The organism is Myxococcus sp. CA051A (assembly GCF_013336705.1).
Lineage (GTDB): Bacteria > Myxococcota > Myxococcia > Myxococcales > Myxococcaceae > Myxococcus > Myxococcus llanfairpwllgwyngyllgogerychwyrndrobwllllantysiliogogogochensis.
In genome coordinates this window covers 623774-640354 of sequence record NZ_JABUMS010000001.1, presented here as the reverse complement: position 1 = coordinate 640354, position 16581 = coordinate 623774, and the positions used below count along the sequence as shown (strand labels likewise).

The 16581-nt window shown below is 69.4% G+C and carries 23 protein-coding genes; 9 read left to right on the top strand and 14 right to left on the bottom strand.

The window, feature by feature from the left end; translation table 11 throughout:
• Positions 1–42: 42 nt before the first annotated feature.
• The 4 genes from HUA74_RS02610 to HUA74_RS02595 all read left to right on the top strand — a co-directional run bounded on the left by HUA74_RS02610 (position 43) and on the right by HUA74_RS02595 (position 2999).
• Complete coding sequence (locus HUA74_RS02610) at positions 43–558, top strand: hypothetical protein (protein WP_174453281.1); 516 nt, start codon at positions 43–45, stop codon at positions 556–558.
• Between the two features lie 256 nt (positions 559–814).
• The gene (locus HUA74_RS02605; RefSeq protein WP_174453280.1) at positions 815–1525 is read left to right on the top strand and encodes a site-specific DNA-methyltransferase; all 711 of its coding nucleotides are present in this window, start codon (positions 815–817) and stop codon (positions 1523–1525) included.
• 146 nt (positions 1526–1671) lie between these two features.
• Positions 1672–2412 carry an AHH domain-containing protein gene (locus HUA74_RS02600; protein ID WP_174453279.1) on the top strand — a complete coding sequence of 247 codons (741 nt, stop codon included), beginning with the start codon at positions 1672–1674 and terminating at the stop codon, positions 2410–2412.
• Positions 2413–2495: 83 nt separating this feature from the next.
• On the top strand, positions 2496–2999 hold the full coding sequence (locus tag HUA74_RS02595) for an imm11 family protein (protein WP_254624870.1): 504 nt from the start codon (positions 2496–2498) through the stop codon (positions 2997–2999).
• 16 nt (positions 3000–3015) lie between these two features.
• On the opposite strand, the gene HUA74_RS02590 is transcribed toward HUA74_RS02595, so the two are convergent.
• Together HUA74_RS02590 and HUA74_RS02585 are read right to left on the bottom strand one after the other, a co-directional pair.
• The gene (locus tag HUA74_RS02590; protein ID WP_174453278.1) at positions 3016–3219 is read right to left on the bottom strand and encodes a hypothetical protein; all 204 of its coding nucleotides are present in this window, start codon (positions 3217–3219) and stop codon (positions 3016–3018) included.
• 414 nt (positions 3220–3633) lie between these two features.
• Positions 3634–3975: a hypothetical protein gene (locus HUA74_RS02585; RefSeq protein WP_174453277.1), complete on the bottom strand. Its 342-nt coding sequence runs from the start codon at positions 3973–3975 to the stop codon at positions 3634–3636.
• A gap of 298 nt (positions 3976–4273) precedes the next feature.
• On the opposite strand from HUA74_RS02585, the gene HUA74_RS02580 reads away from it, so the two are divergent.
• Both HUA74_RS02580 and HUA74_RS02575 read left to right on the top strand, forming a co-directional pair.
• Positions 4274–4816, top strand: coding sequence for a RusA family crossover junction endodeoxyribonuclease (locus HUA74_RS02580; RefSeq protein WP_254624869.1), 543 nt, complete (start codon positions 4274–4276; stop codon positions 4814–4816).
• Positions 4813–5793: a hypothetical protein gene (locus HUA74_RS02575; protein ID WP_174453276.1), complete on the top strand. Its 981-nt coding sequence runs from the start codon at positions 4813–4815 to the stop codon at positions 5791–5793. Before HUA74_RS02580 ends, HUA74_RS02575 begins: the two co-directional genes overlap by 4 nt.
• A 212-nt stretch (positions 5794–6005) precedes the next feature.
• Here the strand turns inward: HUA74_RS02575 and HUA74_RS02570 are convergent, their stop codons facing one another.
• From HUA74_RS02570 to HUA74_RS02515, 12 genes are all read right to left on the bottom strand, one after another.
• A complete protein-coding gene (locus HUA74_RS02570) occupies positions 6006–6272 on the bottom strand; it encodes a hypothetical protein (protein WP_174453275.1) in 267 nt (88 codons plus the stop codon).
• 318 nt (positions 6273–6590) lie between these two features.
• Positions 6591–7154 (bottom strand): hypothetical protein, encoded by a 564-nt coding sequence (locus HUA74_RS02565; protein ID WP_174453274.1) that lies wholly within the window; start codon positions 7152–7154, stop codon positions 6591–6593.
• Positions 7155–7228: 74 nt separating this feature from the next.
• Positions 7229–8338, bottom strand: coding sequence for a DnaA N-terminal domain-containing protein (locus HUA74_RS45345; protein WP_254624868.1), 1110 nt, complete (start codon positions 8336–8338; stop codon positions 7229–7231).
• A 458-nt stretch (positions 8339–8796) separates the two neighbouring features.
• Entirely contained in the window at positions 8797–8985 is a 189-nt protein-coding gene (locus tag HUA74_RS02555; protein ID WP_174453273.1) for a hypothetical protein, read from the bottom strand.
• Positions 8982–9623, bottom strand: coding sequence for a hypothetical protein (locus HUA74_RS02550; protein ID WP_174453272.1), 642 nt, complete (start codon positions 9621–9623; stop codon positions 8982–8984). The genes HUA74_RS02555 and HUA74_RS02550 overlap by 4 nt, the downstream gene beginning before the upstream one ends.
• Positions 9616–10011 carry a hypothetical protein gene (locus tag HUA74_RS02545; protein WP_174453271.1) on the bottom strand — a complete coding sequence of 132 codons (396 nt, stop codon included), beginning with the start codon at positions 10009–10011 and terminating at the stop codon, positions 9616–9618. Before HUA74_RS02545 ends, HUA74_RS02550 begins: the two co-directional genes overlap by 8 nt.
• A complete protein-coding gene (locus tag HUA74_RS02540; protein WP_174453270.1) occupies positions 10004–10207 on the bottom strand; it encodes a hypothetical protein in 204 nt (67 codons plus the stop codon). Before HUA74_RS02540 ends, HUA74_RS02545 begins: the two co-directional genes overlap by 8 nt.
• Positions 10194–10439 (bottom strand): hypothetical protein, encoded by a 246-nt coding sequence (locus HUA74_RS02535; RefSeq protein ID WP_174453269.1) that lies wholly within the window; start codon positions 10437–10439, stop codon positions 10194–10196. The genes HUA74_RS02540 and HUA74_RS02535 overlap by 14 nt, the downstream gene beginning before the upstream one ends.
• Positions 10436–10807, bottom strand: coding sequence for a hypothetical protein (locus HUA74_RS02530; RefSeq protein ID WP_174453268.1), 372 nt, complete (start codon positions 10805–10807; stop codon positions 10436–10438). The genes HUA74_RS02535 and HUA74_RS02530 overlap by 4 nt, the downstream gene beginning before the upstream one ends.
• Complete coding sequence (locus HUA74_RS02525; protein WP_174453267.1) at positions 10804–11187, bottom strand: hypothetical protein; 384 nt, start codon at positions 11185–11187, stop codon at positions 10804–10806. Before HUA74_RS02525 ends, HUA74_RS02530 begins: the two co-directional genes overlap by 4 nt.
• Positions 11188–11611: 424 nt before the next feature.
• Positions 11612–11851, bottom strand: a complete 240-nt coding sequence (locus tag HUA74_RS02520; protein WP_174453266.1) for a hypothetical protein — start codon at positions 11849–11851, stop codon at positions 11612–11614.
• 572 nt (positions 11852–12423) lie between these two features.
• On the bottom strand, positions 12424–13191 hold the full coding sequence (locus tag HUA74_RS02515) for a hypothetical protein (protein ID WP_174453265.1): 768 nt from the start codon (positions 13189–13191) through the stop codon (positions 12424–12426).
• Between the two features lie 541 nt (positions 13192–13732).
• Here HUA74_RS02515 and HUA74_RS02510 point away from each other — a divergent pair.
• The 3 genes from HUA74_RS02510 to HUA74_RS02500 all read left to right on the top strand — a co-directional run bounded on the left by HUA74_RS02510 (position 13733) and on the right by HUA74_RS02500 (position 16493).
• Complete coding sequence (locus HUA74_RS02510; protein WP_174453264.1) at positions 13733–14272, top strand: hypothetical protein; 540 nt, start codon at positions 13733–13735, stop codon at positions 14270–14272.
• A 189-nt stretch (positions 14273–14461) separates the two neighbouring features.
• The gene (locus HUA74_RS02505; protein ID WP_174453263.1) at positions 14462–15622 is read left to right on the top strand and encodes an oxygenase MpaB family protein; all 1161 of its coding nucleotides are present in this window, start codon (positions 14462–14464) and stop codon (positions 15620–15622) included.
• A 202-nt stretch (positions 15623–15824) separates the two neighbouring features.
• A complete protein-coding gene (locus HUA74_RS02500) occupies positions 15825–16493 on the top strand; it encodes a cell wall protein (protein ID WP_254614258.1) in 669 nt (222 codons plus the stop codon).
• Positions 16494–16581 lie beyond the last annotated feature (88 nt).

The following is a 16581-nucleotide window of genomic DNA, read 5'->3' as shown; positions in this document are numbered from 1 at the left end:
TTGCCGTCTGCGGGGAGCATCCCCTCCTCGCAGGGCGGATGAATGTTTTCTTGGAAGAACTTGGATGCGCGTACCAGAGAGCTGATGGAGGAAGAGGTTGAGCTTGATATCGAGAACGACAGCCTTTACCTGAGCAAGAGGTTCACGGAGCTGGGGGCTGCTGAATACGCTCAGCATCTGCTCAATGCGGTTCAATCCGGAACGGAAGCTTCGTTGACGGAGGCACTGCGGGCTCCAGGCTATTTCATGACGCATGAGCGGAACGGGAACGGCGTCGCTGAGGTGCCCGTCACTGCTCCGGAAACGTTCGCAGAAAACGAGTTCAACCGGTTTTACTGTAGAGCTCTCTGCCGCCGTGCGATTGATGACGGGGTGGAGCATCTTGTCATCTACAGGGCGAAGGCCGTTAGTGCGCCTCGCCGTGAGAGCGAGTTGCGAATAGGCCGCGCGCTTGTTCCCGAAAAGCTATTGAATGATCTGCGTACCAACGTTGGTTCGGACACCGCTCTCGGGGTGAACAAGCCCAACAGTGGGCTTAGCGTTCATCTCCCACTGTGACCGTTGCCGGGCACGGTCCGTGGCCGTACCTGGCAAGTTGTGTCGTCGTCGGCGCCCCCCTTCGTGTCAATACAATCGAACTGGGCCGCCGTCGCTGGCCTCCCGGGCGCGAGAGCACGTCGAGCACCCGGTCGATGATTCGCCGGAGATCATTGGCGTCCCGTCCGACCAAGTCCGCGCTCTCCCACCAATGCGGGCCGTCCTGGTTCAGGCACAGCGGGTGCAGTCGCCAACCTCGCCGTGCCTGAAAGGGACCTTGAAGCCGTACTACTCGACCGACACCGTCACTCTGTACAACGCGGACTGCCGCGACCTGTTGCTGGACCTCCCGTCTCAGTCCGTGGACTGCTTGCTCACGGACCCACCCTATGGAATGGCCTTCAAGGGCGATGGCGCGACCGCCGGCAGTATCCGCGCCGATGGGGCGCGCGAGGGCGTCCGCATGCTGCGGCAGGTGCTCACGGCGGCGGGCCCCACGCTCAAGCCGGATGTGCACGCCTTCGTCTTCTGCCACTGGGCTTCGTGGCCCGACTTCACCGATGCGCTGAGCGCGCACCTGCGGTCGAAGGGCGGCCTAGTCTGGTGGAAGGACCGGGGTGGCGTCGGCGACTGCGCGGCATCCTTCGCACCCAACTACGAGATGGTGCTGCACTCCACCGGAGCGCAGCGGCGCGCGCTGCTCGGCAAGCGCCACGGTGCCGTGCTGTCCGGCATCGCCCCTGTTCCCCCGCGGAGGCGCACGCACCCCACCGAGAAGCCCGTCGAGCTGATGGCCTTCCTGCTGGCGCGCGGCTGCCCCGCCGGAGGGATGGTGCTGGACCCGTTCGCAGGCTCCGGTTCCACGCTCGTGGCGGCGCAGCGGCTCGGCCGGCGCGCGGTGGGCGTGGAGCTGGAGGAACGCTACTGCGAGGCAGCGGCGCGCCGGTTGGAGGAGGAACGGCGCGTGGGCCCGGAGCACGCGGGCTGAGCCGTGCCGTCGGCGCGGTGGCCTGTCTCGTACTTCGGGGCAGGGCACCGCGCACCGGTGGGCATCGCTGGGCTGCATTGGCGACTCGGCGACAGGGCCGGCCCTCTGGAGTTCACAGCCGGCAGGACCGCAGGTGTGCTTGCCCTATGCCTGTCGTCATTCGAGGTCGGAGAGTCCGCTTTGAGCAGGCCGGGCCAAACGACGGGCCCAAGCCACCGAAGCGTCCCCCGTGCAGCTACTGCGGCAAGCCCGAGCACGAGTTCGCGGCGACGCCCGGCTGGAGCGTGGGCAACTCTGCGGTGCTGCTCAACAACATCCTCCGTGGCGCGGAGTCGACGGTCCATCCCTGGTACACCGGCAGGTGGAGCATCGCCGCGCATCACCTCATCTGCTCAGAGGCGATGGCGGATGACGACGACTGGCACCGCATCTGCTGGCAGTTCGGCTACGACATCAACGGATGCCCCAACGGCGTCGTCTTGCCGAGCCAACTCCCCATCGCCTGCGAACTACACGTGCCCGTCCACCGGGGACCTCACGCCGCAGGCTGGGCCTTCGATTTGGACCTGTCGTACCCTGACGCGGTGAAAGCGAAGTTGGACCAGGTGGGAGAGCGCGCGGTGAATGGCGACTTCTGTCCGGCGCCCAGCGCGCTTGTCACTGAACTCGATGCGTTGAGTTCATCCATCCTCACGAAGGTGGCCAAGGGCGCCTGGACGATTTCCGCCGATGGCCTCGACTACCTCCCGGGAGGGAACGGGTGTGCCGGGGCAGGGAGCATCCCCGGCAAGCCTGACCGGGCGTGTCCGCGAGGACGCAAGCATGGGGCGCAGCATGGCGACACGCGGAAGCCGCTCGCGCGACGACCGCTGAAAGTGGGGACGTAGAGATGGCGCTGAACGACGACTACTACGTGGTGACGCGCGCCCGCTCCCAGGAACACCCACTCCTCGCATGGGCGGAGTCCGCCATGGCCTTTCGCAAGGGGCTGCAGGTGGACGTGTCTGTGCCCGTGAGGCTTCGCCTGGGGGAGCCGGTGCCCCAGCACCCGCGCATGGTGGATTTCCACTCGCTGCCAGCCCCCGTCGTCTCACAGCGACTGGCCGATGTACTCCGGGAGACGGCCCTCCCTGGCGTCCAACTCGTCCCCGCGGATGTCGAGGTTGCGGAGGGCGACACGCGCCGCTACTGGCTCGTCCACATGTGGCGGCGGCTGGCGTGCGTGGACATGGCGCGCTCCTCCGTCACGCTGTACCCGAGCGGCGGAATCCTGGACATCGAGAGCCTTGTACTGGACGAGGCTGTGCTCCAGGAGACTCCTCTTGAGGAGCGGATGGTATTCCGCGTCCGGGAGGTGGTTCTCCATCTCGTCCACCGGACGGTGATGGAGCGCGTGCTCGCACTTGCGCCACCGGTTGAGGGAATCAGGTTCGTGCCCGTGCCCGAGTGGAGCGACGGCCGCGCGTTTCGGTGAGCCCTGTCGGCGACTGCTACTTCGCGCCGCCCTGCCTCGCCAGTACGTCCAGGAGGCGGTCCAGGAGCCGCCGGAGGGACACTGCGTCCCGTCCGGCCAGCTCCGCAGGCTCCCACCAGGGCGACCAGTCGCCGTGCGCGTCGTAGACCTCCAGGCGCGGCGCGCGGCCCAGCTCCTGGACGACGCGCATGTCCTCGGCCTGCCATCGCACGTCGAGCATGGGTCCTCGCGGCAGGGGAGAAGAACAACCCCGCCCGGCACGATGCCGAGCGGGTGTGGCGGTACAACAGGCCGAGCTGCCGCGCCGTGGCCTGACCCGCCACGAAAGGCATCAGTCGTCGTGGCTGCCCCGCTCGCAGATTCTCCGACCGCCGACGAGCAGGAGTGGTCCACCGCAGTAGCACCGCTCGGATGGCGGGAGGACCGACGCTGCGGGTGCCTGGGGTTCGGGCTCGCCACGGAGCTGGCGCAGTCCGCGCTCGAAGTCCTCGCGGATGTTGCGGCGGTGGAGTTGCTCAGGAGTCGGGGCGGTTGGGCGGGCTCGTCGCACGGGTGTCTCCGTGCCGAAAGAGAAGGGGCGCCCCAGCCAGCAGGAGCGCCCCTCGACGACTTCACGAATTTCGTAATTTGCCCGTCAGCGCGGCGGCACGGTGAACCCCTGCACGTCGTGCTCGGGCCCTTCGTCCTGGTGGGTCAGGGCCTCGCGAGCGTTCAGGAGCCAGGTGCCGCAGGTGGCGCACCGGCAGACGCGGCATCCGCCGGCGAGTACCTGCGCGGCCAACTCTGGCTGCACCAGGAGCATGTCCAGCGCGCCGGAGCGGTGAGCGCGGGGGATGCCGGCGAGGGCCATCTGCTCCGCCAGCGCCTCCACGCGCCCCCATGCAGCCCGGGAGACGTGGAGGCCGTCTATCCGGACGGTTGAGCCAGCTGGGGCCTTGCGGCGCTCCGGGCGCGTCTTCCTGCTGTCGTGCGGCACGGCGGGGCTTCTACCCCAGCTCGGCGTGCGACTGTCGGCTCTCCACCAGCGCCAGTGCGTCCCGCGCCCCGAGTTCGGCGAGCGCTGCGGCCTCGGCCATCCGGTACTCGGCTTTCGTGCGGGCGTACCGAGTCCTCCACTCTGGACTGCCGTCCCGCGCCTCAACCACCGCCTGCATTTCCCTCTCTGCTGCCCCCAGGCGCTGTGCGAGCGCCTCCCGCCGATACCAGTCGTTCATGCCTCGCGGGAGAGCATGTGCCGTGCCGAGCGCTGTCAGGTTTCGATGGTACCCGGAGGCATGTCCACCCCCATCACATCCACTGGTGGCCAGCCGCTCGCGGAGGTGCGGCTGGTCCTGCCGTATCCCCCCAGTGCGAACACCTACTGGAAGCCCTCCCGAGGGCGCGGCTTGGTGCCGTCCGACGAGGCCACCGCGTACAAAGCCGCCGTCACTCGCGCTGCGATGCACGCACGTGTCCTGCCACTGGTCGGACCCGTGCGGATGGTCGCCACGGTGTACCGCCCGCGCAAGTCAGGGGACCTCGACAACACGTTGAAGGTGCTCAACGACGCGCTGAACGAGGTTGCATGGCTCGACGACGACCAGGTCATCCACATCGAGGCTTCGCGCGAGGACGACGCGGCGGCACCGCGGGTTGAGCTCCATGCCACGGCCGAGCGGCACGCCACACGCGAGGAGGCGGATGCCCACCGCCGCGCCCGCGCAGCGCGCGCACAGAAGGCCAGGGCGACGCGGAACCGGAACCGGGCGGCGAAGGCCAGGGCAGGTGTTCGGCTGTCCCCGGCTCTCCGTCTGCCGAAGCGGAGGGACGACGAATGAACGAGCGCACCGTGCCTACCCTCGCTCGGGAGTTCGTCCTCGAGGAGCTGCTCTGCCAGCTGCGCGCCCTGCCGACCGGAAGCGCGGCGGCCCGCCGCGCGGAGTCCCAGCTCGCCGAGCTGGTGATGCCGGACATGGTCCGCGTGGCCCGCGCCGTCGCGCGTACCTGGAAGGTGCCCGCCGAGGACCTGGTCCAGGAGGGACTGGTGGCGGTGATGGCTCGCCAGCGCACGCACCCCTTCGAGCCGGGTCTGGCTGGTGCCGGTCGGAGCGCCTTCCCGGCCTGGGCGATGCGCCTGGGCCGACAGGCCATGGAGCGCGCGGCGGCCACCTGGTCGAGCCCCGTCCACCTCACCGACCACGCGCGCAAGGCGGTGCGCAGAGCGAAGCGCTCGGCAGCTGCCGAAGGCGTGGCCGTTTCCTCGGTGCTGCGGCGCCAGGGGCTGGAGGCCGCCGCAACCTACGTGCTCGGCGAGGGCACCGTGACGGCGCCGCTGTCTCTCGACGCCCTCCTGGCCTCGCGCGAGTCCACCGCTGACTCGCGGGACGCTGCGGTGGACCGGCGTGGCGGTGTCCGCGCCAGCGTGGAGTTGACGCTGTCCCTGGTGGACAACACCGCCGAGCGGCTGGCGACGGTGGCCCAGCGGGAGGCCGTCCTCTGGGCCCTGTACCGACTGCCGAGGCTGGAGCGCCAGGTGGTGCAGGCGTCCATGGGGCTGGGGCGGCCCGACGGCCAGGAGGCCTCGACACGCACGCTCGCCGTCGAGCTGCGCTTGTCGCTGGCCCAGGTGGCCCGCCTACGCGAGAGCGGGCTGGCGCGCCTGCGTGAGCACCTCAACGCCCAGGGGCTCGGGCCGGGGGAGTCGACGGGCCCGCACAAGGGCGAGGTGCGTCGCCGCGAGGTCGCCAGCGCGCGTAGCGTGCGGCGTCCGCGACAGGGACAGATGGCGTTGCTGGCGCTCGGCGAGGGGACGTGAGGTGCCCGTCATCGTCGCGGAGAAGCCGGGCACATGCACGGCGGCTGGGTGTGGCGGGCGCATCCTCCGTGGCGAGCTGTGCTGGTTCGAGGCAGCGACAGGGACTCGCCACCTTGAGCGCGAGTGCCGCGAAGCCAGCGCCGGGCGCCGCCCCAACCGCCGGGCCGGGCGGTGTCGGTGCGGTGCCCATGTTCCTCCGGGCGAGGGATGCCTCACGCTGCGCGAGACGCGGCGTGCCGGCCGGCACCGCAAGCAGTGGACTGTGATTTGCGCGCGGTGCTCGTGACGGCCTGCCTCCGCTGTCGCGATGCCCACTGGTAGAGGGTGCTCAACCGCACGTAGGTCTCGGCATGCACCGCAAGCACGTCAGCACCGCGCCGGATGTACTCCTGTGCCCGCCGCCGGAGACGCGCTGCCTCGTCCGGGTCCTCCCGCGCGAGCAGCCGCAGGTCCACACCAGGGTCGTTCTCTGACGTCATCGCTGTGACCTCCCGTGGGCGGCTCGGCGACCCTTGCGACGGGACACCACGAAAGCGAAGAAGTCGCGCCACCAGCCGCTCCACTTGAGGACGGCGCGAAGTGCAACAACAGACAGCCACAAGCACAGGCCGAGGCAGACGAGGGTGCCCGTCATCACCACAGCCCACGCGACGACATGGAGTAGGCCCGGGAACGTCACGAGCACCTCCGCAATCGGGAGCTGATGAGGGCGCTGCTGAGCGTGCGACGAAAGCGAAGCATCTGGCACCTCCACGGAGAAGACGGGGCCCGGTGGGTGCCGGGCCCCTGGCTCGGCACTACGGAATCGGCACGGCTTCACGCGCGAGCACGACGAAGACGATGGTCCCGACGAGCGCGACCTCTCCCGGCGTCCACTCGTCCTTCTTCAGTAGCGCGTCGAGTTGCTGCCGCCAGTTGGCTGGCAGGCGTTCGTCGTGCTTTCGGTTCAGCCGGTCCTTCGCAGTCTGACCCGTCAGCAACATCATCTGCAGCGCCCGGTTCCCGGGCGGCGGCCCGTTCTTCCGGCACCAGAACTCCACGGCTCCGGCAAGCCACGTCGCCGCGCGGTCAAGCCTGACGACGTCGGGAGCCCCCGCCGGCAGCGTGTTGCGCCACGCGCCGATGACGGCCTCCGCAGCGACCATCATCATGCAATTCGAGTCAGTGCCGTCGAGCTTCGACCCCTCGGGGTAGCCCACCCGTCCGCCGTAGCGGTTGAAAATGTCTTGGACATGCGCCTTCGCCTTGTTGCGCGTTTGCGCCCACTCCGTCTCGGTGAGCCCATGTGGAATTGGCTCAGCGCGGGCAGCGGTGAAACCCAGGACGAGCGCCAGCAGTACGACTCTCACGACTGACTTCATGACGACCTCGCTTGTTGTGGGGACGGCGGTGCTGCGGTGGACCCGATGCCGTGCATGCGCACCGGGCAAAGGGCTCAGGACGTGCTCTCGTCGAGGGTGACGAGGGTGATGCCGACGAGGCCGGTGAGGCCGGCGTGCTCGTCGAGGAGGGCGCGGTAGTTGTCCTCGACCCACGCGAGGAAGAACCTGTCGGGGCACTCCAGGACGAGCGTGCCGTCGTCGAGGTTGTTGGGGCGGGCGCGCTCCAACCATTCCACCGCGTACTGCCGGCCCTCGCCGCGGATGGACGTGACGACGTGGCGCCACGCGCGCTCCGCTTCGGTGCCTTCCGGGATGCCCTCCTGGCACATGACGGCGCCGGGTTCCTCCGGAGGCGGCACCACCTCGGGCTCCGGGTCCACGCTCCACGCGCCGGACAGGAGCTGCTCGGCGACTTCGTGCCCGCTGGACGTCACCCCTCGCAGCACCCGGACCACGTTGGCGCGGGTGCGGGACTGCAATTCGCCGCGGCACACCGGGGAGCGCGGGACGAGGGCGAACACCCGCCGCCACTCCTCCAGCGGCCGGGCCTCAAGCGCGGTGAGGGCGTCCTCGAGGAGCTGGCGGGAAGTGCGCTCCCCCCAGGGCCAGAAGCCATGGGCAGCGACGATGGTGTTCCAGGCTTCCCTCAGCTCCTGCACGTTGGCCGGCAGGGTCGACGGGGTGCGGTGGTCCCGAGGCGCATCACGCTGGACGTCACGCACGTCACGCGCGGCCACCGTGACGACTGCGAGCGCTCCCCTCCGGACAGAGGCAGAGGAGGAGGGGGGAGGGGGAGAAACCTGGAGTTGCGTCACGCTGGGCTGCGTGACGTCACGCAAGCCGTCACGCTGGCGCTTCACGGCCTGTCGAGCGGCGTTACCTGCCCGGATTCTTTCAGCCTTCTCGTCCTCCCCTGCCTTCTCCCCCTCCTGTGTCACGCTGGCTGTCACGCTCCGCTTGCGTGACGTCACGCTGGGCTGCGTGACGGGGGCCGTTGTCGGGGCGGGCACGGCAAGGCGGCCGGCGAGAGCCATGGCCAGCGCCTGGCGCAGCCCCTCGGCGAAGCCTTCGGCGTAGGTGCGGGCACGGCGCTCCTCCGCGAGCGCGGCGCGCAGCTCCTCGACCTGGGCACGGCAATCCGCGTCAGGCGTGAGGGTGGGCACAGGAGACTCCAGAGGTGTCGGACGGGGTGGTGGGGATAGCGGGCGCCAGCGGTGTCACCTGCGAGCAGCAGTCCGGTGGCACTGGCTGCGTGAGGCACCCGGCGCGGTACGGGAGGCCGTGCTCGCAACGGGGCCAGCTCGGCGACTCGCGGCGATGAGCTGGGGCTGGAGTGGCCGAGTGGTATGCGCGGCGGCCGAGCGCGGTGAACTCCTCGCCGCGCCAGGGCTGGTGGCACACAGGGCACGGTGTGACGCGGAGGACGGAGAGGCTCATGCCGCACCGCCGAGTGGCCAGAGGGAGCACCACGCGCCGAGGCACTCGGTGGCCTCTGTGAAGCCGAGCGCGGCGTCGCGGCCGTCGTGCGTGCCGCGCCAGATGGAGCGGTTGACCCGCGCCCATCGCCAGTCCCGTGCACGGAGCGCCAGTACCAGCGCGAAGAGGAGGACGAGGTCCCGGCTCACGGGCGGCGCCCCCGGCCGTAGATGGCCCACACCAGTCGACGGGTGCCGTAGGCGAGGAAGACGCCGACCGCAGCGAGGCCGACAGCATGGCGGCCGTCCTCCTCGAAGCACGCGAGGACGAGGGCGACGACAGCGCACGTCGCTGTGATGCCAGTGACGACGAGGGCCTTGGCGCGCGGGCTCATGGCGACACCCGCTTGAACTCGATGCGCCAGACCCAGGGGTTCGCCGCCCACGACTCGATGCCGTTGATGGACGCCCAGAGATGGCAGAACGCGACGCGCGGGCTCTTGTCCCAGTCCGTCCAGGGCCACCCGGTGTTTTCGGTACCGGGCAGTCCATCGCGGTCCGGGATGCCGTACTTCCAGGTCGTGCCGCCGTCCTTAGAGAGGCACCGCAGTCCCTCCGCCTTGGCATCCTCCTCTGTGATGTCGTGCAGGCGCTCGACGCAGACGCTCGTCACCTCCAGCGTCAGGCGCGACGCCGCACGGTGCATGTGGATGGAGGGGCGCCACGCGGCATCAACCCGCACGCGCTCTCCGTCGGTGTCGGCTCGGTAGACGTAGGGGCCCGACTTCAGCGCGCCAAGGGAGGCCCACGTCTCGCGCACCCAGAGCCGGTCCCCGGGCTGGCCGTAGTGGTTGCGAAGGTCCGCGACGGACCGACCGTCGACCAGCACCTCGAATCGGCCAGACGGGTGGGCCATAAAGGCGTCGGCGCGGGCGTGGATGTGCTCCGTCACCACCCGCCGCGTGACCGTCTTTCGCCCGGCAAGCAGCGCCTGAACCATCGGCCCGGCGAACAGGATGGGTCGCTCACGCATGGCCCACCCCCGATGCGTGCGACAGCTCCTCAGCAGCCCAGGCCATGTACGCGCGCTCGGCCTGGGCGACGTCGCCAGCGGTCCCCACCCATCCGGCACCGCAGGAGGGGCACACGAGCGTGTCCGTCGGCGCGGCGCGGTGGTTCCAGTCCGCGAGCCGCGCGGGAATTCCACAACGGGCCTTGCAGCTCGGGCACGCGGGGCAGTCGTGCCAGGGCTTCGGCTCGGCGAAGTCGCCGCCGACGGGCAGCGGCGTGAACTCGCGACAGCCGCACTCCGTCTGCACCCCCCAGAACGGGACGAGGTACGTGCAGGGGCTGCCGTCGTTGTGCTCCTGGTAGACGTGCCCGCACTTCGAGCACGGCGCGTCGAGGTTGACGCTACCCATGGGTGCCTCCGGTGGTGGAGCGCCCACCCGGAAGGACGCGAAGCGGCTGCTGCGCGATGCCGCGCGAGCTGGTGCGCTGCTTGGGCGGGGCCTTCCGCGCGGAGCGGTGCGCGAGCAGGACCAGCGCGCCGCATCCCAGGTGGACCAGCCCGCCGAACACGTAGAGGGCCGCGCCGATGAACTCAGCAGGCGACATGGGGCACCTCGGTCCGGCTCACGGGGCGCCGCATGCTCAGGGTGCGGTGGACGCCGCGGCGCTGCTCGGCCTCCAGTCGCCGCCGCTCACGCGTGAGGGCGAGGGACGCGTCCGACTCGGCCTCCTGTCGGGTGGGGGCGTGCGCCTCCACCTCGACGTCCGTCCCCCGGAGGGTGACGACGTGCCCGAGCGGACCAACACAGCTGATGCTCGCGAAGGTGGTGGCGCTCATGCCTTCGCCGCCTTCGCCATGTTGACGAACTGGGTGCGGCCGTCCCGGATGCACACCAGGAGCGACTGGTGTTCCACGCTCAACCCGATCATCTGGGCGCGCAGTTCGTCGGCGCTGCACGTCCAGTCGAGGGGCAGGTGCAGCAGCGCAGCAGCGGTGACGAGCGCGTGCGTGCCGTTGAGGGTGAGCGGCGCCATGAGCCGCCCCGACTGCTCATGGGTGATGCTGTAGGCGGTGCCCTCCGTCACCTCAATCGCGGCGATGGCCAGCCCCTGTCGACGAAACACGCAGGGGTGGGACTCGGGGCCAGATGCAGTGGCGGTGGTGATGGGCCGCAGCCCCTCCTGAAACTTGAGGGTGCCACTCACCGGGCACCGCCCTTCGCGTGCGTAGAGAGGGCCTCAGCGATGGCCGAGGAGAGCATGTGATTGGCGGCGGCATCGGTGCGGCCACGCTCCGCAGAGGACGCTTCGACGGACCACTGGCCATCCGTGCCCTTGGAGCACTCCAGGCGGAATGAGTCAGGGACCACCTGACTGGGCGTGACGGGCCCCCTGAGAGCGGAGGGCACCCGGTCGTCGGCGCCCTCAACCTCCCTGCGCTGCCGGGCGGCTCGGACGGCGCCGTTGAGCATCGTTGCTGCGCCGGAGAAGACCTCCGTGGGCATCCCGTCCTGGTCGCAGTAGCGCTCTTGAAGCGCCCACATGGCCTCGGACACCGCGTCGAGCGCTCCGAGGTCGCGGTCCATGCGCCGGACGCGGCACGGCAGGCACCGCGCGAGCCCGAGGGCCCCGCAGACGCAGGGCTGGGTGTCCGCGAGCAGCGCCTCCAGGACGTGCCGGTAGCACGGCAGCGGGCCGCCCAGGCTTGCGGCATCGCAGCCGACGCATCCAGGCGTCGGAGCAACCGTCGCGCGCAGGGCCGATGCCCGCTGCTCGGCGGCCGTCCACGACCTGGACGGAGCGTCCGCAGCGGCAGATGCAGCGGCTCGCGAGCAGCCGACATGACGGCCCCCACCAACCACGCGGCAGTTACAAGCACAAAGAGCAGCGGTCGTGACATTTCTCGACTTCTTCGACTTAGAACTACGGCTAATCAAATCAGGCATAACCGGAACTCCGGGCGTGAAGGCACCATCACGGAGAGTGCGTGACTGGGCGGTGCCGCGATGGTCAGGAGGCGACGGCCACGGGCTCCCCGCGAACCAGCGCGAGGCACGCGGAGCAGGACCGCCAGTCGGTGTGGGATTCGCTGACTGCGTGGGTGGCGTGGTGGCTCGGCATCGCCACCGCGAGCACCCTGTCGAGCGCATCGGCGGCGGCGGAAATCACCAGGGTGGCGGCGTCCTTCAACTCCCGCCCTGCCCCGCTCCTCAACACTCCCACCTGGGAGCGGATGGCTGCGGTCGGCATCAGGGCGGCCGTACCAGCGCTGGTACGGCCGAACGGCGCAGGCTGCGCCGGGCTGCGGGTCGGAGAGGGCGCCTCAGAGGGAGAAAGCGTCAGACCGGCGCGAACTGCGCGCGACGGAACGGGTTCAAGTCCCGTACTCCTCGCCATTGAGAGCCCAGCAATCCTTAGGGGTTGCTGGGCTTTTCTTTTTCCTCCCCCCATGTGCCCTCAGCGTGCCCCCTCGGGCGTCGTTGGCTGGAGCCGCGTGGCGTTGGAGGGGGATCTGTCGCTCGATCTGCTGCACCGCGCTCTCCCGGGCCTCCGGCGCGACGTGGGGCTGGCAGAACACGGAGGGGCCGCGCAGGTGTCGGTGCCCCTTGAGTGCATCCCCACCGAGCCCGGAAGGTCCACCGCCCGTCCCCCAGGCACCATCAGCGCCCGCTGGGGCCGCGGGCACAGCGGCACCACCCGCGCGAGCAGGGCGTCGTCGATGTCGAGGAAGTGCGCGGTGACATGCCACTCGTCCCACGGGAATCGCAGGCGTGGCTGCGCGCTGCCCGCCTCGTCGGTGGGCGCGCGCCGTGCCGGCATCCTCACGGGCCCGTGTAGCGGTAGGGGGCACCGTGGAAACCGGCCGCCGCCAGTTCCGCCGGTGTGCGCAGGAACGGGTTGGGCGTGGCGGACACGGAGGCGAGCAGCGTGTCGATGAGCGCGACGCGGTCGGCCGTGGCCAGCGGAAAAGCCGGGTCGAAGGCCTCGCGGGGCACTGGCGTTCCCCACAGCAGAGGGTCCGTGCCGGCCTGTCCGTCGGAGGCGTCGTCCGGGTCGCCGTGGGCCGCATCGCGGGCCGACGGGGCGGACAGTGGCGCCAGGCGCGGCAGCACCGCCTTGAACCAGGCCTGGAAGGCCTTGTTGTCCGGAAGCGTGAAGTTGACGAGGTTGGCGTCGCCGCGGAGGTAGCGCACAAGCCCGAAATCGAGTTCGCCGTAGATGTCGGCGGCGTTCACGAACTCCCACTTGAGCGCCTGCAGTGGCCCGTGGATGGCGCTGGCCGTGTCCTGCGGGAACTGCATCGCGTCCACCTTCAAGTAGCGGATGTCGATGGACGCGGCCCACATGGCATCAACCGCCAGCCGCATCTCGTGGTCGTCGTGAAGGTGCTCGAAGCGGCGGTGCATCCATTCGCCTAACGCGGCGGCCAAGCCCAGGAGGGCCCGGAAGGACAGATGCGCGAGGTGGCCCTCGACCGTGCGGTGGGTGCTACCGAAGGCCGACATCGCCTCGCCCGGACCCCAGCGGTGGGCGACGGGCAGGCCGGCGATGGGGGCAGCCTGAAGGTAGGGCGGCAGCGGCAGGGACATGGACGGTTCTCTAGAACGAGACAGGACGGGGCGCGAGACGAGATAGGAAGGCCCTCTCCTCGAACAGCACGCACGGGGGCTCCCAGGGGGCGCATCGGCACGACCACCGACATGGGTCAGGCCGCGGTGTTTCCTGATGAGCAGCAGGTTCACCACCGGCGAGGTGCCACAGCTTGCCTCGCGGTGTCCGGATACGGCTGTCGCGGCTGTTCGTGTACCTCGCCGCGCCTATAGACGTCGTCCCTGTCATCAGGTGTCAGGCTTCGCTCGATGGCGCGTTGCACTGATGCCAAGAGCATCCGCTGCCACTGGCCCTGAGACATGCGTCCTCATCCCTGAGGCTGTACACGGAAATGGACCCTCCGTACCGCCGTTCGGCCACACACAGGGCCCCGCTTTATTCGTATCGCGGAGCGAGTGGTATAGCGTGAGGTGTCTGGATTAGACAGACGGAATGAACCCATTCATCTCTCGTGTCGTGACCACTGTCGCATTCACTCTCTTCATGTCCGCTGGCCTGACAGCCTGTGGTGATGACGAGGTGAGCTCCGACGAACAGGCCCGACGCGCATACCTGGGACTCGATGAGTCCGTCAGCAAAGCCCTGCAGCTCGGCTTCGCCGGCTTCAACGCCGCTTCGAGCGCCAACATCCCGGCCCAGTCGGCACCCGGCAACGTGTCCGGGACGCTCCTCATCTCCGGACAGGTGGACCAGGGGGCCTCCAACAACAAGGGGATGCGACTGCGCGTGGGAATGGCCACCTACTCCGACGGCGAGATTGTCGTGGGCGAAGACGAGGAGCCGGTGAACATCACCTACGCGTCGACCACCGATACGGCGACCCAGCCGGAGCTGAACCTCCAGCTTCGCAACATCCCCAACGGCACCTTCTCCGGCGCGCTCACGGGCCCCTTCCAGATGACCGGTGACCTGGAGGGCGAGGTCACCCTCAACCTGACCCTCGCCGGTGAAATCGAGGACGACGGCACCGGCAAGGTGCGCCGCAAGGTCGGCACCACCACGGTGACGGGCACCGCCACGTCGGGCGACGGCTCGTACAACGTGAACCTCACGCGGTAGTCGCCGCACACTGCCTCCCATGGAGCGCACGACGTGCGTGGGCTCGGGCTCCGGGCGGGGCAACCACGCCGACGGCCGACGACCCTCGTGCCTCGACACTCGCGGGGACAACGTGGGACGCTCGTTTGCCCATCCCTGAGCACCGGGATGGGCAATCCCATTCTCGTGCCTGGATTCACTGAAGCCCCCATGTCTTCAAATTCCGCATCCCGTGGCCGCTGGACAGATGAGGTGCTCGAACCCTTTCGTTTCATGGGCGAGCCCGTGGCGGACGCGGTCATCCAGGAGGTCTTCGCCAACAACGAGGTAGCGACCGTCAACCGCATCCTCCAGAGCATCCAGTCGAATGTGCACCTCGTTCCAGGGGAGATGCCAGACGCCGTGGAGGCGTACCTGAATCAGACGGATGACTGGCCCGAGTGGGCCGATGCGGAGAAGGTCCTTCTGGGCCAGCGGCTCTTCCAGCGCTATGGCATGCAGATGACCCTGGCCTATTTCACGTGGTCCCTGCCCTGCTGCTACGCCTGGGCCAAGGCGGCCAAGGTGCTGACCTGGACGGGCGGTATCGACAAGCACGTGCATCGTCGCATCATCGAGACGGCGCAATTCGTCCTGGATGTCATGGGCGAGGGTGGTTTGGGGCCGAAGGGCTTCGGGGTGCGCACGGCGCAGAAGATCCGCCTGCTGCATGCCACCATCCGCTACCACGTCGGCGGAGATGCCAGGTGGCAGGCTTCCGAGTGGGGGACTCCGGCCAATCAGGAGGACCATGTCGCGACGCTCTTGACGCTGGCCCTGGTCCCCCGGGTCCTGACCCGGCTCCAGCTCGACTTCACCCCGCAGGAAGAGGACGCCTACTTCCACTGCTGGCGAGTGATTGGGCACTTCCTGGGCATCCACCCCGCGCTGTTGCCCCGAGACCTGGAAGATGCCCAGCAGCTCTGGGAGGCCATCCAGCAGCGTCAGGTGAAACCCTCGGTGGAGGGGGCCGCGCTGACCAAGGCGCTCGTCGACTATTTGAAGACGCGCATCCCCGGCACGATGATGGACGGCATCGCGGTGGCGATGATGCGTGAGCTGTGCAGCGAGGCGGTGGCCGATGCCGTCGGGCTGGAGAAGTCGGACTGGACGCGCCATCTGCTGGGGCCGATGCGGTGGATGTTCTCCCTGTCGGACGAGGCGCAGGACCAATCGGGCCTCGCGGCGAAGATCTCCGCCTCCCTGTCTCGCGAACTGCTGGAGGGGCTGCACTCCTCCGAGACGGGTGGCAGCCGGGTATCCTTCCGCATCCCCCAGTCGCTCCAGGAGTCGTGGAACCTCACGGCCCCCGGGGAAAAGCAGGCCAGCTAGCGCGGGGGGCTCGACGCATGTCGTCAGCAACCCGCCTGCTCAACCCTGACCTGGAGCGGACACACAGCTCGCTCCACGGGGTGAACGCATCCACGACGCATCCTGAAATCAGCCTGGCTCCTCGCCCGGACAACCCCCCAGGGGGCGGGGGTTGGATTCACGGATGGTCGAACAACCTGAGCCGTGCTACGCCGGGCTCCACATGCCCAGAGCCCGTCGCGTCACCCCCTCCCCCCGAACCCCTCGCTCTCTTCCCGCGCGCGGCGCTTCCTCGGCGACGCCGTCACTGGATGAGGCCTTCCAGGCCATCGTGCACGGCGCCGTGCAGGAGTCGTTCGCCCCGCTGATGACGGCCATGCGCCGCCTGTCCGAGCGACTGAGCGGCCAGCCCTACTCCGCCCCGCCCGTACAGCAGCGCAAGGCCCCCGCGCCACAGCCTCCCCCCCAGGTGCAGGCCGTCGTCGAGCAGCCTGTCGCCTGCGCCGTCATCGGTTGTCGACAGCCCGTCCGCACGCTCGGCTACTGCTCGGCGCACTACCAGAAGCGTCGGCAGATGGTGGCCACCGGTCGGCTCCATGCCGCCTGGGTCGAGCACGCCGCGCCCCACTCCATTCCGGATGTCATCCTGTCTCGCCGTCGTCGCTCGGACAGCTCGGCGGCGACCCCCGCGAGCACCGCGACTCCCGCTCCGAGCGGTCCCCGCGTGTGGGTCCGCAAGAAGGGCCAGACGCAGTCCGTGGGCCCCCAGGGTGAAGAGGGCCCTTCCGCACCGTCCATCCTCCCCACCCTGCGCCCGGCCGAGGGCGCCGACGCGGCGGACACCGTGAAGCGTTGGGCCGCGGAGTTCCTCGCGACCAAGCGTCGCAACTGAAGGCTGTCTCAGGACCCCGCGCTGCACCCGGGCAGACGTCTCGCTCCTCGCGAGTCGGGACACCCGAGGGGAGCGCGGGGTTCATCCC